The organism is Celeribacter baekdonensis (assembly GCF_003047105.1).
Lineage (GTDB): Bacteria > Pseudomonadota > Alphaproteobacteria > Rhodobacterales > Rhodobacteraceae > Celeribacter > Celeribacter baekdonensis_B.
Window position 1 is genome coordinate 1,340,343 of record NZ_CP028475.1, and the last position, 13,780, is coordinate 1,354,122.

The window sequence follows — 13,780 nt, forward strand, 5'->3', positions numbered from 1 at the left end:
CCGTCAAAGCCCGTTGTTTTTCAGATCCTCAGCGGCGCCAAACGCATGTTCAAACCAGCCGCATGTCTCAACTCATCGCCCGCCGCGCATTCACTACATCTTGTGTTCAAGCCCGTGAGAAACATCCCACACCGAGCGCAAAAAACTCCCTCTCCCGAAGCCGCAGGTCGCGTTCGGTTCACTCAGGTGAGTCTCTCGTGTCTTCGGTCTGGCTTTGGTGGTCGATCAAACGAAATAACCGCAATAACCAGCCTAAAACGCATGTTTCAGATCGGTTCCCCGGCGGTTGTTCGTTGGATCACATCCCCGCAACTCTTGTCCCTCACCGCCTGACGACAACTAAATGTAGTGTTTCGCCAACCAGCTCACACAATGTGCAGCGTGATCGCCCCTCAGGTCAATGTCATTTTAAGGCTTCGTAAACCAAAAAATCAGTTGACGAAAATTGCCCACAGGGGCACGCGATTCGAAACGCCCGGCGTTAATAGTTTTTCCTTTGTTTCCCATAGGTTTCGCCAAATGCGTTAACAAATAACACGAGCATTTGTGGATAAGTCTCGGGTGCAAAAAAAATAGCCATGCGCGAACGTACAGGATCATCTGCACAAATAGCCAGCACACTACATATTGTGCCACTCCGCAGCTTTCGCAGGTGCAGAAAGCAGCCATTCACCAGCGTTTAAGGGAAAATATGCACTTTTAACGCAGCATACGGCGCTAAAAACTCATCTTTAGATTGAAAGATATGCTGCCACACAGAATCCGAATCAAATCGGAGCTCAAAACTGTGCAGAGGGCAGAAATCGGCCACGCCCGCATCAACAGGAGGCCCAAACGAAAAAGGAGCGCAGATGCGCCCCACGCTCTAACAAACGGTGTTGCCCCAAAGGGCTATGTCTCTCAGAGAAAAATGGTCGGGGCGAGAAGATTCGAACTTCCGACCCCCTGTACCCAAAACAGGTGCGCTACCAGGCTGCGCCACGCCCCGACCGTGTTGCGGTTCCTACCCTGCTCTGCGCCCGATGAAAAGACGTTTTCTGCGCAAAGTGAAACCTTTATTCATTCTGCACTCAATAACAGGGATCTGCGGCCTCGGAGCCAAAGGCCGGATGGCGCAAAACATCGCCAACCGAGATCCCCATCGCACGGGCCAGCCCGCCATTGATTTCAAGCACCGCAAAGACCGCGTTCCCGCCCGAGATCGGCGTGCGATCCAACGGCACTGCCCGCTCATGCACCTTTGAGATCACGCCACGGCGATCAACAAAAATCATATCAAGAGGGATCAGCGTATTCGCCATCCAAAAGGCCACGGGACCGGGTTTGTCATAGACAAAGAGCATGCCATGAGACCGCGCCATCTCGGGCCGGTTCATCAACCCAAGCGCCCGCTCGCCCGCATCATCAGCCAGTTCGACACTAAAGCGCGCCGACACAGAGGGACCAGATAAAATCACCTCATCCACACGACACCCGGTCGATATGGGCGCAGCAGTGTCAGACGCCAAAGCCCCCAGTGGGAGCAGCATCAGACCACAGAACAACGCGACCTTAGAAAAGGTCGCGTTCTGTTTATGCATCGCAGTCCACGGTCTCGGCATCACCACTCTCTTCCACCGCGTGATCCCAGGCGGTCACATGCGCCGCCATCCGGCCGCGCCGCCCGTCGATCACCCGAAGCCCAATAGCCTCGCCAGGCATCAGATCGGCAAGACCGGACCGACGCAGCACCTCGATATGAATAAACACATCTTCGGGGCGACCAAACACATTGGCAAACCCAAAGCCTTTGCCCTTATCGAACCACTTCACCCGCGCAGGCTCCAACGGCAGGTCAAACCCGCCCCCGTCCACCTGTTCGAGATCTTCAAGCAACGGTCCATCAGACTGGATGGGGGGCTCAATGCCCAAAACCTCAATCGCCTGAACGCCGCGTTCGGTCACTTGGACAGACAAGCGGATCAAAGCGGCATCTGCCACCGAGCTTTGGCCGAAATTACGCAAAACATTTGCGTGCAACAAAATATCGGGTCCACCTTCATCGGAGACCACAAACCCAAATCCACGCGTTGGATCGAACCATTTGACATGGCCCGATACAACCTTTTCCAAGTCCGTATCGTTCATATTTCCACACTCAAAAGGGGCGGCGCCTACGCACCAACCCGCATTTAGCGGGGCTTTCGCCCCTCATCCCTGCGGCAGACCCTGAGGCAAAGACGACAAAGGTTCAAGACCTGCATGACCTGTCTTTTTGATCAATCGGTCGTTTTCCCTTCGATCAATCGGCTCATCTGTCACGGGTTCAGACGTTCAACGGTCCACGCCTCTCCGTCATTTGCGCGCATCCACTTGAACCGATCATGCAGGCGAAATTCGCCATCGGCCCAAAATTCGATCTCAAGCGGCGTGATCCGATAGCCGCCCCAAAACGGCGGACGTTTCGGATTTGGGCCATGTTTTATTCCCTCTTTGGCGACCGCTTCCATCAGCGCCGTTTTAGATGCCAAGGGCCGCGATTGTTTGGACGCCCAAGCCCCGATCCGCGACCCCAAAGCCCGCGACGTGTAATAGGCATCAGAGGCGGCGTCGCTTTCACGTGTCACCAAACCGCGCACACGGATTTGTCGCCGCAAACTCTTCCAATGCATGACAAAAGCGGCTTTTCCAGAGGCATCGACCTCTTGACCCTTAGCGCTTTCATAATTGGTGAAAAACACGAACGCATCATCCGCAATCTCTTTGAGCAACACCATTCGCACATTCGGCAACCCGTCAGGATCGACCGTGGCAATGGCCATCGCATTGGGATCATTGATCTCTTTGGCCTCAGCCGCTTTGAGCCACTGACGCGCAATCTCAAACGGATCGTCCCCTGCAAAAATACCTTTACGCGGCACCATGGCTCATCTCCTCTTTGCCTCGTGGATAGCCCTTTGTGAGCGACACAACAAGACCGCGCCCAATCGGCATTTGGGACCATAATGACGGATTTTGACGCCGCGTCACGAATTTATACCCCCCAGACTTGCTAGGTTTGCGCAAAAGCCCTAAAGCACTTTCCAACACGAATTCTACACAGGTGAGGGCCAAATATGACCAAACTGATGGATGGAAAGCGGGGCCTGATCATGGGGCTTGCCAATGACAAGTCGATCGCCTGGGGCATCGCACAAGCCTTGGCAGACCATGGCGCAGAGCTGTGTTTTTCTTATCAAGGTGAACAGTTGAAAAAGCGGGTTGATCCGCTGGCTGAACGGCTGGGCTCAGATTTCGTCGTCGAATGCGATGTGTCCGATGAGGCCTCGGTCGATGCGCTGTTTGCTGCCATCGAGGCGAAATGGGGCAAATTGGATTTCATCGTCCACGCCATTGGATTCTCCGACAAAGCCGAATTGCGCGGCCGCTACGTCGACACCACCCGCGCCAATTTCAACCTGACCATGGACATTTCCGTCTATTCCTTCACCGCCGTGGCCCAACGCGCCGCGAAATTGATGGTGGATGGCGGGTCGATGATCACCATGACCTATTATGGTGCCGAACGGATCATGCCGCATTACAATGTCATGGGCGTGGCCAAAGCCGCGCTTGAGGCCTCCGTGCGCTATTTGGCCGAGGATTTGGGCAAAGACGGTATCCGGGTCAATTCGATCTCCGCCGGGCCGATCAAAACGCTGGCCGCCTCCGGTATTGGTGATTTCCGCTACATTATGAAGTGGAACGAATACAACTCGCCGCTGCGCCGCAATGTGACCATTGATGATGTCGGCGGCTCCGCGCTGTATCTTTTGTCGGACCTGTCTTCGGGCGTGACCGGCGAAACCCACCACGTTGATGCCGGCTATCATGTCGTTGGCATGAAGGCGGTGGACGCGCCGGACATCACCAAGGGCTAAATGGCCCTCTCAAGACCGACACTGAAACGGGGGCTTCGGCCTCCGTTTCGCGTTATACTCGCGTCGTGCGCGAGCAGTTTCCACACTCTTTTTCGCAGTTTTTTAAGAAACCCCGCTGTAAGAGATTGTGGTGGCGCGATTTTCGCGGCAAAAAAGACGCCAATCTAAACACCACCCCATCAACTCCGTCCTCATCAAAGGATTTTGAAATGTCCGATCGTTTGCCGCATGAAAAAGGGTTTCACATCAGTTGGGACCAGATCCATCGCGACAGCCGGGCGCTGGCGTGGCGATTGGATGGCAAGGGGCCGGATGACGGCGCTTGGCGGGCTGTTGTGGCGATCACACGTGGCGGCATGGCCCCGGCGATGATCATCGCGCGCGAATTGGACATTCGTACCGTCGACACGATCTCGGTCAAATCCTACGATCACCAAGACCAATCCGAAGCGGTGGTGTTGAAGGCCCCCGACAAGGATATGATGGGCGATGGCACCGGAATTTTGATCATCGACGATCTGGTGGACAGCGGCAAAACCCTAAAACTGGTGCGCGAACTCTATCCAAACGCGCAATTCGCCACCGTTTACGCCAAACCCGCAGGGCGGCCACAGGTCGACACATTCATCACCGAAGTGTCGCAAGACACATGGATTTTCTTCCCTTGGGATATGGCACTGCAATATGTTCAGCCGTACCGCGGCCGGGACTAAGGTTTAGGCCGAATTCACGCCGCGGTGGATTGAGGTGAAAGCTGGCGCACCACACGCTCCAGCTTTTCGATCTCATGCAAGGCGAACGCCACGCTGTTGTCCAAGTCCATACTGCGCAGGACCCCGTCAATCGCGCCACAGGCGGACCGGATCATATAGCCCGCCAACCGCAGCTCAACCTCATAGGACCGCTCGCGGATGCGATCCGTCATGGCCTCTGCCTGTACCGTTTGCCCCTCTTGTGCGCTCAAAAGCGCCGCTTTTAAATCCGCAATCAGCGCCTGATTTTTCATCTGCTCCATAGGGCAAACCTCACCTTTCGACATCGACCTCATTCGGCCCTTGGCGTTGCCGCCTTATTCACGTGTTTTTTTCACATGGGGCTCTCTGCCTCCATTGAAACAATCAAAAGGGCGATTTGGTTAACGACGGGTGAAAACCCGCCATTCTCTGCATCACGCCTTAGTGAAAGCCTTTTTTTTCAGCACCTTGTCGCATTTGAGGTCACAAAAATAACTGGTCGCGCGCCGCGCCCCTCGCGCTCCCCCCCCCTGTGAGCGTTTCTGCAATTGTAGTGCGCGTGGAACCTGCCTAGCTTTGACACGCCAAGCCCTCACTCAGGAGATCTCACGATGCCTTTGCCCCTGCCCCTCGCCGCTCCAATGTCCCGCACCTTTCGTTCGCCGATCATTGCAGCCAAAGAGTGGGTCGAGGGCATCACTTTTCCGGCGGACCGTCCGCTGATCAACGTTTCGCAAGCCGCCCCCATCGCTGCGCCACCTTTGGCCTTGCGCCAAGAGATCGCCCGGATCGCCGTGGAGGACGTCGAGGCGCATCTTTATGGGCCCGTGTTGGGTCTACCGGCGCTGCGCTCCGAAATCGCCAGTCAATGGTCCGCCGCCTATCACGCCAAAATCGAGGCTTCAGAGGTCGCCATCACCTCCGGCTGCAACCAAGCCTTCACCGCCGTCATGTCGACCCTCGCCGCAGCAGGCGATGAGGTCATTCTGCCAACGCCTTGGTATTTCAACCATAAAATGTGGTGCGATATGTCGGGGGTCCATGCTGTGCCCTTGGCCACTGGCGACGATCTTTTGCCGAATTTGGAGGCGGCGGCCCGGCTGATCACCCCGCGCACCCGCGCCATTGTGTTGATCACCCCCAACAATCCCGGCGGCGTTGAATATCCGGCCGAATTGCTGACCAAATTCTATGCCCTCGCCCGCGAACATCGCATCGCCTTGGTGCTCGATGAGACCTATCGTGATTTTGACAGCCGCTCAGAGGTGCCGCATCACCTGTTCCGCCAACCCGATTGGCACGACACATTGGTGCATCTCTATTCGTTCTCCAAAGCCTTCCGCCTCACCGGCCACCGCGTTGGTGCGCTGATTGCCTCGCCAGACCGCCTGACACAGGTCGAAAAATACCTCGACACCGTCGCGATTTGCCCCAATCAAATCGGCCAACGCGCAGCACTTTGGGGGATGCAAAACCTCAGCCAGTGGGTCGCGGGTGAACGCGCCGAAATTCTCGACCGACGTGCCGCGATTTATGACGGCTTCCCGGCCCTTGCGGCAAAGGGCTGGAACCTCCTGGGATGTGGCGCCTTTTTCGCCTATGTCGAACACCCGTTTGCGATGCCGTCCTCTGAACTTGCGCCCTGGCTGGTCAAACACGCGTCCATTCTGCTCCTGCCCGGCGTCACCTTCATGCCCGAAGGCGACGCGCGCGCCGAACACCAATTGCGCATCGCCTTTGCCAATATTGACCGCGCCGGTATTCAGACGCTTTTTGAAAGACTGGCCCAAATCGCTCCCTAACGGGCGGTAAATTTCATTGTGATCCGGCTTGCGAAGCCTGCCGTGAGCGCCTAGACACTTTGCCAACCTTTAAGGGAGAAAAACGCATATGGCGCACGGCAAAGGCACCGGTAAGCAATCTGGCACGAAAATGGTGGTTTGGGGGGTTTTAGGCCTTCTGATCATCGGTTTGGGTGGATTTGGCACGGCGAATTTCGGTGGCAGCGTCACCCGTGTGGCCCGTGTTGGCGATGAAGACATCACCCCCACCGCCTATGCCAATGCGCTGCAAAACCAAATTCGTGCGATTGAAAGTCAGACCGGCCAAGACATCACCGTGCAACAGGCGTTGTCCTTTGGTCTGTCGCAACAGGTTCTGAACCAGCTCTTGGATCAGGCCGCGCTTGACAATGAAACCGCGCGCATCGGCATTTCTGTTGGCGACGACGCGGTGCGTCGCGACCTCTTGGCGATGGATGCGTTCAAAGGGTTTGATGGCAAATTCAACACCGACACCTACAAAGAGATGCTGGCGCGCAACAATCTTGATGGCAAAACCTTTGAGGCGGGCCTGCGTAAAGATTCGGCCCGCGCTATTTTGACCGGCGCTTTGGCCACAGGCATCACCATGCCGCCCTCCTACGGCCAAGTCGTGGTCGATTGGCTCGGCGAACGGCGCACCATTTCGGTCGCGACCCTCACGGTTGCCGACCTTGAAACCGGCACACCGATCGCCTCTGATGCGGACATCCAAGCGTGGTATGACGCCCACCCGGACGCCTATACCGCGCCCGAGGCCCGCAAAGTGACCTATGCGTGGTTGACGCCTGCGATGTTGACCGATGAGGTTGAGCTGGATGAAACCGCCCTGCGCAAACTCTATAACGACAACATTGCCTCTTATGTTCAACCCGAACGCCGCCTTGTCGAGCGTCTGGTGTTTGGCTCGCAAGAGGACGCCCAAGCGGCGGCTGATCGCATTGCATCCGGCGAAACCGCATTCGAGGACGAAGTCGCTGCGCGTGGCCTTGATTTGATTGACGTCGATATGGGCGATGTTTCCGCCGATGATCTGTCCTCTGCCGCCGCCACCGCCGTGTTTGCCCTTGAGGGCACGGGCGTTGCCGGTCCGGTGATGTCCGATCTGGGCCCGGCGCTGTACCGGGTCAACGGCACATTGGCCGGGACCGAGGTTTCCTTTGAAGAGGCCCGCGATGATTTGGCCGTGGAAATGGCCGCCGACGCGGCGGCGCGCCTGATTGCCGATCAAATCGAAGCCTTTGACAATGATCTGGCCGAGGGCATGACGCTTGAAGATTTGGCCGAGGCCACGCAGATGGAACTGGGCACGATGGATTGGACACCCGAAAGCGAAGGCGGGATTGCCGCCTATACCGCGTTCAAAGACGCCGTTGCGGCCCTCAGCCTCGACGACTACCCGGCGATCATGGAACTGGGTGATGGTGGCGTGTTTGCCATGCGTCTGGACGCGATTGTGCCCTCTGCTGTGCGTCCTCTGGATGAGGTTCGCGACCAAGTCTCTGCCGACTGGGAGCGCGATGCCATCGCAACGCTTTTGACCACCCGCGCCGAAGCGCTTGAAACCGATGTGGCGGCGGGCACGCCAATCACCGAACTGGGTCTGGAAGCCGAAAGCTTTGAAGCGATCACCCGTCAGGGCAACATCGCCTCGATGCCTGCGGGCTTTATCGACGCCGTGTTTGCCCCCGGTCTGACGCTTGGCGGCACCACCTTGATCCCCGGCCAAGGCCGCGTGGTCATTGCCAAAATCGACAAGGTCGATGCCCCCGCCAAGACCGACGAAAACAGCGCCATTGCCGATGGCTACATCACCTCTGCCGCTCAAGGCGCGGCCCAAGACGTGATTGCCGCCTTCTCCAATGCGCTGCGCCTGCGCGACGGCGTGACCGTCAATGAACCCGCCCTGACCGCAGTGCACAGCCAAATCCAATAAGCGCCGTTGCCATCCTACAACGGCGGGCAGACAGACGAGAAAGACGACAGACATGGCCACGCTTATCCCCGCCTTCTCCACCTTCGAGGCCGCTTTTGACGCTGGGCTCAATCAGGTGGTGTACGCCAAAGTGGCCGCCGATCTCGACACGCCCGTGTCAATCATGCTCAAACTCGCGGGCGCGCGCACCGACAGTTTCATCCTTGAATCGGTCACCGGCGGCGAGGTGCGCGGGCGCTATTCCATCATCGGCCTGAAACCCGATCTGATCTGGAAATGCGATGGCACGACAGCCGCGCTCAACCGCAATGCGCGCTTTGACCCGGACAGCTACACCCCCTCGGATCTCGATCCTTTGGCCTCGCTGCGGGCGCTGATCGCGGAGAGCAAAATCGACCTGCCAGCCGAGCTTCCGGCCTCGGCTTCGGGTCTTTTCGGTTATCTCGGCTATGACATGATCCGTCTGGTCGAACATCTGCCCAATGTGAACCCTGACCCGATCGGCCTGCCTGATGCGGTGTTGATGCGCCCTTCGGTTGTGGCCGTGTTGGACGGGGTCAAAGGCGAGGTCACCGTGGTGTCGCCGGCGTGGGTCGGCTCAGGCCAATCCGCCAAAGCCGCCTATGCGCAGGCCGCCGAACGGGTGATGGACGCGCTGCGCGATCTCGAACGCGCGCCCTCTGAGACCAGCCACGATCTGGGCGAGAGCTTCGTCTCCCCCGCGCCACAGTCGAATTTTACCCACGAGGGCTACAAACAAGCCGTTGAAAAGGCGAAAGAGTACATCACCGCGGGCGATATTTTCCAAGTCGTTCCCGCACAGCGCTGGACCCAAGAGTTTCCGCTGCCGCCCTTCTCGCTTTACCGGTCGTTGCGCCGCACCAACCCCTCGCCGTTTATGTTCTTTTTCAACTTTGGCGGCTTTCAAATCATCGGTGCGTCGCCCGAAATTTTGGTCCGCGTCTTTGAAGGCGAAGTGACCATCCGTCCGATCGCAGGCACCCGTAAACGCGGCGCAACCCCGGAAGAAGACAAGGCGCTGGAACTGGATTTGCTCTCCGATCAAAAGGAGCTGGCCGAACATTTAATGCTGTTGGATTTGGGCCGCAATGACACTGGCAAAGTGTCGAAAATCGGCACGGTGCGCCCGACCGAAGAATTCATCATTGAACGCTATTCCCACGTCATGCACATCGTTTCCAATGTCGTGGGCGAGCTGCGCGAGGACGAAGACGCGCTCTCTGCCCTCTTGGCGGGCCTGCCCGCAGGCACCGTGTCCGGCGCGCCAAAAGTGCGTGCGATGGAAATCATCGACGAGTTGGAGCCCGAAAAACGCGGCGTCTATGGCGGCGGCGTGGGGTATTTCTCCGCAGGCGGCGACATGGACATGTGCATCGCGCTGCGCACAGCCGTTTTGAAGGACGAAAAACTTTACATCCAAGCGGGCGGCGGCGTGGTCTATGATTCAGACCCCGAGGGCGAGTATCAAGAAACCGTCAACAAATCCAACGCCCTGCGCAAAGCGGCCGAGGATGCCGGGATGTTCACAAGCTCCGGCAATCGCTGAACCTCGTGAGCGTGATCTTCTTGACCGTGATCTAAATACTCAAACGGCACCGCGTCTGAGTATTTGTCACTGCAATGAAACTAGAGCGGCAGTTCGGTCGTCGATTTGATCTCTTCCATAGATAAGAGCGCCGTGACGTTATAGATCGAGACCTCTTGGATCAGGGCTTGGTAAAACTCATCATAGGCCTTGGCGTTTTTGACCCGGACTTTGAGGATATAATCAATCTCCCCTGCCAAACGATGCGCCTCCAAGACCTCGGGGCGGCGTTTGAGCACCTGTAAAAACGTCTCCTGCCACCCGGCTTCGTGGGCGTTGGTTTTGACCAAAACAAAGAAACAGGCCTCGAGTCCAAGGCTCTCAGGGTCGAGGATCACGGTTTGCTGGCCAATCACGCCACCTTCGCGCATTTTGCGAATGCGATTCCACACCGGCGTCTTGGATGAGCCGACTTTTCGGGCAATTTCGTCCAAAGATTGGCTGGCATCCTGTTGCAGTTCGCTCAGGATTTTCCGATCCATCGCGTCGAGTTGGACTGGCATTTCGGTTTTCCTCTTGATCTTGGAATGAAGACCCGGCGCGGGTCTCATATTGGAACAAACATCCTTATTGACGCCGCACCATAGCATAAACTTAGGACAATGTTCTAAATATAGAGACAGAAATCGCAAGTCGAAACCAATGCCCTCGCCAACCGTCTCGCAAGGAATGTCCCATGTCGCGCCCTTTTACGCCCAAAGTCATCACGGCCAACGCCCTTTTGGAAGGGGATGTGATTTACCGCTCTGCGAGTGGGGATTGGGTGCGCGCGCTCGCGCAGGCCGCGTTGATTTTTGACGCCGTGCGCGCAGATGAGATGCTGGCCGAGGCGCAAAAGGACGGGATGGCCGTGGGTGCCTATTTGACGGATGCCGCGGAGGGCGAACATGGCCCGGAGCCAACCCATTTTCGCGAAGAGTTCCGCCGCACAGGCCCCTCGAATTACCCCCACGGCAAACAAGAAACAGGAGCACGGGCAAATGTATAAGTACAACGATTTCGACGAAAGCTTTGTGCGCAACCGTGTGGAACAATTCTCCGCGCAGGTCGCCCGCCGCATCGACGGCAGCCTCTCCGAGGAGGAATTCCGTCCGCTGCGCTTGATGAACGGGCTCTATCTGCAACTTCACGCCTATATGCTGCGCGTGGCGATCCCATACGGGACGCTGAACCCCGATCAAATGGATCAACTGGCGCATATCGCGGAAAAATATGATCGCGGGTATGGCCATTTCACCACCCGTCAAAACATCCAATACAACTGGCCAAAATTGCCGGATGTGCCTGCGATTCTCTCGGATCTCGCGGATGTTGAAATGCATGCGATCCAGACCTCGGGCAACACCATTCGCAATGTCACCGCCGACCATTTTGCGGGTGCTTCCGCCGATGAGGTTGCCGATCCGCGCCCTGTGGCGGAACTCATTCGCCAATGGTCGACCGATCACCCGGAATTCCAGTTCTTGCCGCGTAAATTCAAAGTCGCCGTGACAGGCGCGGCGGCAGATCGCGCCGTGGTGCGCGCACATGACATCGGTCTCGTGCTCAAACGTCAAGATGGCGTATTGGGGGCGGAGATCATCGTCGGTGGCGGGCTTGGCCGCACGCCGATGGTCGGCAAGACCTTGAAAGAGTTTGTCACCTTTGACGATCTCCTGCCCTATTTGGAGGCCACGGTCTCTGTTTGGAACCTCTTGGGGCGGCGCGACAACAAATACAAAGCCCGGATCAAAATCACCGTTCATGAACACGGGATTGACGACATCCGCGCCCGTGTGGAAGAGCGGTTTGCCGCGATCAAACCGACATTTGGCGGGATCGACATGGAGATGCTGCGCGAGATTGAGGGGCATTTTGTGCCGCCAATGTTTGCCGACAAACCGATTGAGGCCTACACCCGTGCCTATGAGGCCGACCCGGTGTTTCGCGCTTGGGCCGACACCAATTTGGCGGCGCATAAGGCCGAGGGCTATGCCATTGTCACCGTCTCACTGAAAAAACCGGGCCAAACGCCAGGCGATGCAACGGCGGATCAGATGCGCGCCTTGGCGCAAATCGCGCGGGATTACGCCCATGACGAACTGCGCATTTCGCATGAGCAAAACGTCATCCTACCGCATGTGCATAAATCCAACCTGCCGGCGCTGCACGCCGCGCTCAAGGCGTTTGATCTGGCCACGGCCAACGTGGGTCTGGTGAGCGACATCATCGCCTGCCCCGGCATGGATTATTGCGCGCTGGCCACAGCGCGCGCGATCCCGGTGGCCCAAGGCATTGCCACCCGGTTTGAAGAGCTGAAACTCGAACATGACATCGGTGCGCTCAAAATCAAAATCTCCGGCTGCATCAACGCCTGTGGCCACCACCACGTTGGCCATATCGGCATCCTGGGTTTGGACCGCGCAGGCGTTGAGAATTATCAGATCACACTGGGCGGGGACGGCACCGAAGACATGGTGATCGGGGATCGCACGGGTCCGGGCTTTGCCTATGACGAGATTGTGCCCGCGATTGAGCGTATCTTGTTGAGCTATCTCGATCTGCGTGATGGGCCTGAGGAAACCTTCCTTGCCGCCTACCGTCGCTTGGGGCTGGCCCCGTTCAAAGCGGCGCTCTATCCGGCCAAAGAGGAAAAAGCCAATGCCGCATGAGGCCACGCTTTTGAAACAGGAATTCGGCACGGTGGACACCCGTGTCGACCGCCTGAACGCGCGCTACAAACACCATTCGGCGACGTCGGTGTTGGAACTGGCTTTGCGAGACCGTGAGCTTGGGCGGATCGCGCTTGTGTCCTCTTTTGGCGCGGAATCCGTGGTGTTGTTGCATATGATTTCGGTGATGAAACCGGACACGCCGGTGGTGTTCATCGACACGGAAATGTTGTTTCAGGAAACCATCGACTATCAGCTCGACCTGATCGACCGGCTCGATCTGCGCGATGTGCGGCGCATTCGTCCCTCGCGGGCCAAATTGGACGCCCATGATCCCGAAGGCATCCTGCATCAAAGCAACAAAGATGCTTGCTGTGACCTGCGTAAAACCCAACCGCTGCAAGACGCGCTGGGGGGCTTTGACGCGTGGATCACCGGGCGCAAACGGTTTCAGGGGGCCACCCGCGCCAGTCTCGATTTCTTTGAAAACGAGTTGGACACGCGGATCAAAATCAATCCTCTGGCCTATTGGGCGCCAAGCGATTTGCAGGATTACATGATCAACAACCGCCTGCCGCGTCACCCCTTGGTGGCAAAAGGCTATCCCTCGATCGGCTGTGCCCCCTGCACATCGCCGGTCAAAGAGGGCGAAGATCCGCGCGCTGGACGTTGGCGCGATGAAGAGAAAACAGAATGCGGGATACATTTCGTGGACGGAAAATTCGTGCGCGGCCCCCTCAAAGGAGATGCAGCATGACGCAACTCGTCCAAGACGGCGGCTTTGTCGCCGAAGATTTCACCGGGGACTGGCTTGATCTGGCCTCTGACACAACACCCGAAACCCTCGCGCAATATGCCGGTGCCGACGCAATCCGCATTGCTTTCCCGAGCTTTTCTGACGGGCGCGGCTTTACACTGGCGCGGCTTTTGCGGCTCAAAGGCTTCACCGGACGGTTGCGCGCGGCGGGCCATGTGATTGCCGATCAATACGCTATGGCGCGGCGGGCGGGCTTTGATGAGGTGGAGATTGCCGATGATCTGGCCGCCCGCCAAGACGAGGCGCAATGGTTGGCCCGCGCCGATTGGCAGGCGGGCGATTACCAGTCGCGCTTGCGTGGCCGGGCGTAAAGGGCC

At 57.6% G+C, this 13,780-nt stretch carries 14 protein-coding genes and 1 tRNA gene; 9 read left to right on the forward strand and 6 right to left on the reverse strand.

The annotated features are described in order from the left end of the window. Positions 1–911 precede the first annotated feature (911 nt). The 4 genes from DA792_RS10060 to pdxH all read right to left on the reverse strand — a co-directional run bounded on the left by DA792_RS10060 (position 912) and on the right by pdxH (position 2,903). A tRNA-Pro gene (locus tag DA792_RS10060) sits at positions 912–988 on the reverse strand. A gap of 82 nt (positions 989–1,070) precedes the next feature. Next, a complete protein-coding gene (locus DA792_RS10065) occupies positions 1,071–1,580 on the reverse strand; it encodes a DUF192 domain-containing protein (RefSeq protein WP_439099389.1) in 510 nt (169 codons plus the stop codon). Then, on the reverse strand, positions 1,573–2,127 hold the full coding sequence (locus DA792_RS10070) for a cold-shock protein (protein ID WP_107719829.1): 555 nt from the start codon (positions 2,125–2,127) through the stop codon (positions 1,573–1,575). The genes DA792_RS10065 and DA792_RS10070 overlap by 8 nt, the downstream gene beginning before the upstream one ends. 170 nt (positions 2,128–2,297) lie before the next feature. Beyond that, on the reverse strand, positions 2,298–2,903 hold the full coding sequence (gene pdxH, locus DA792_RS10075) for a pyridoxamine 5'-phosphate oxidase (protein ID WP_107719830.1): 606 nt from the start codon (positions 2,901–2,903) through the stop codon (positions 2,298–2,300). Between the two features lie 192 nt (positions 2,904–3,095). Between pdxH and fabI the strand changes: the two genes are divergently transcribed. Both fabI and gpt read left to right on the forward strand, forming a co-directional pair. Then, positions 3,096–3,899 (forward strand): enoyl-ACP reductase FabI, encoded by an 804-nt coding sequence (fabI, locus tag DA792_RS10080; protein ID WP_107719831.1) that lies wholly within the window; start codon positions 3,096–3,098, stop codon positions 3,897–3,899. Between the two features lie 209 nt (positions 3,900–4,108). Further along, on the forward strand, positions 4,109–4,612 hold the full coding sequence (gpt, locus tag DA792_RS10085) for a xanthine phosphoribosyltransferase (RefSeq protein WP_107719832.1): 504 nt from the start codon (positions 4,109–4,111) through the stop codon (positions 4,610–4,612). Between the two features lie 14 nt (positions 4,613–4,626). Here the strand turns inward: gpt and DA792_RS10090 are convergent, their stop codons facing one another. Then, entirely contained in the window at positions 4,627–4,914 is a 288-nt protein-coding gene (locus tag DA792_RS10090) for a hypothetical protein (RefSeq protein WP_107719833.1), read from the reverse strand. Positions 4,915–5,250: 336 nt separating this feature from the next. Between DA792_RS10090 and DA792_RS10095 the strand changes: the two genes are divergently transcribed. The 3 genes from DA792_RS10095 to trpE all read left to right on the forward strand — a co-directional run bounded on the left by DA792_RS10095 (position 5,251) and on the right by trpE (position 9,956). Then, positions 5,251–6,435: an aminotransferase gene (locus tag DA792_RS10095; RefSeq protein WP_439099393.1), complete on the forward strand. Its 1,185-nt coding sequence runs from the start codon at positions 5,251–5,253 to the stop codon at positions 6,433–6,435. 88 nt (positions 6,436–6,523) lie between these two features. Then, positions 6,524–8,389 (forward strand): SurA N-terminal domain-containing protein, encoded by a 1,866-nt coding sequence (locus DA792_RS10100; RefSeq protein WP_107719835.1) that lies wholly within the window; start codon positions 6,524–6,526, stop codon positions 8,387–8,389. A gap of 52 nt (positions 8,390–8,441) precedes the next feature. Further along, complete coding sequence (trpE, locus tag DA792_RS10105; protein ID WP_107719836.1) at positions 8,442–9,956, forward strand: anthranilate synthase component I; 1,515 nt, start codon at positions 8,442–8,444, stop codon at positions 9,954–9,956. 80 nt (positions 9,957–10,036) lie between these two features. Here trpE and DA792_RS10110 read toward each other — a convergent pair whose 3' ends face one another. Further along, entirely contained in the window at positions 10,037–10,498 is a 462-nt protein-coding gene (locus tag DA792_RS10110; RefSeq protein WP_009573459.1) for an Lrp/AsnC family transcriptional regulator, read from the reverse strand. A gap of 173 nt (positions 10,499–10,671) precedes the next feature. On the opposite strand from DA792_RS10110, the gene DA792_RS10115 reads away from it, so the two are divergent. From DA792_RS10115 to DA792_RS10130, 4 genes are read left to right on the forward strand one after another with little or no spacing between them, the layout of a single operon-like run. Next, positions 10,672–10,983 carry a DUF2849 domain-containing protein gene (locus DA792_RS10115; protein ID WP_107719837.1) on the forward strand — a complete coding sequence of 104 codons (312 nt, stop codon included), beginning with the start codon at positions 10,672–10,674 and terminating at the stop codon, positions 10,981–10,983. Then, complete coding sequence (locus DA792_RS10120) at positions 10,976–12,646, forward strand: nitrite/sulfite reductase (protein ID WP_107719838.1); 1,671 nt, start codon at positions 10,976–10,978, stop codon at positions 12,644–12,646. Before DA792_RS10115 ends, DA792_RS10120 begins: the two co-directional genes overlap by 8 nt. Then, the gene (locus tag DA792_RS10125) at positions 12,636–13,403 is read left to right on the forward strand and encodes a phosphoadenylyl-sulfate reductase (protein WP_107719839.1); all 768 of its coding nucleotides are present in this window, start codon (positions 12,636–12,638) and stop codon (positions 13,401–13,403) included. Before DA792_RS10120 ends, DA792_RS10125 begins: the two co-directional genes overlap by 11 nt. Next, positions 13,400–13,774, forward strand: a complete 375-nt coding sequence (locus DA792_RS10130; protein ID WP_107719840.1) for a DUF934 domain-containing protein — start codon at positions 13,400–13,402, stop codon at positions 13,772–13,774. Before DA792_RS10125 ends, DA792_RS10130 begins: the two co-directional genes overlap by 4 nt. Positions 13,775–13,780 lie beyond the last annotated feature (6 nt).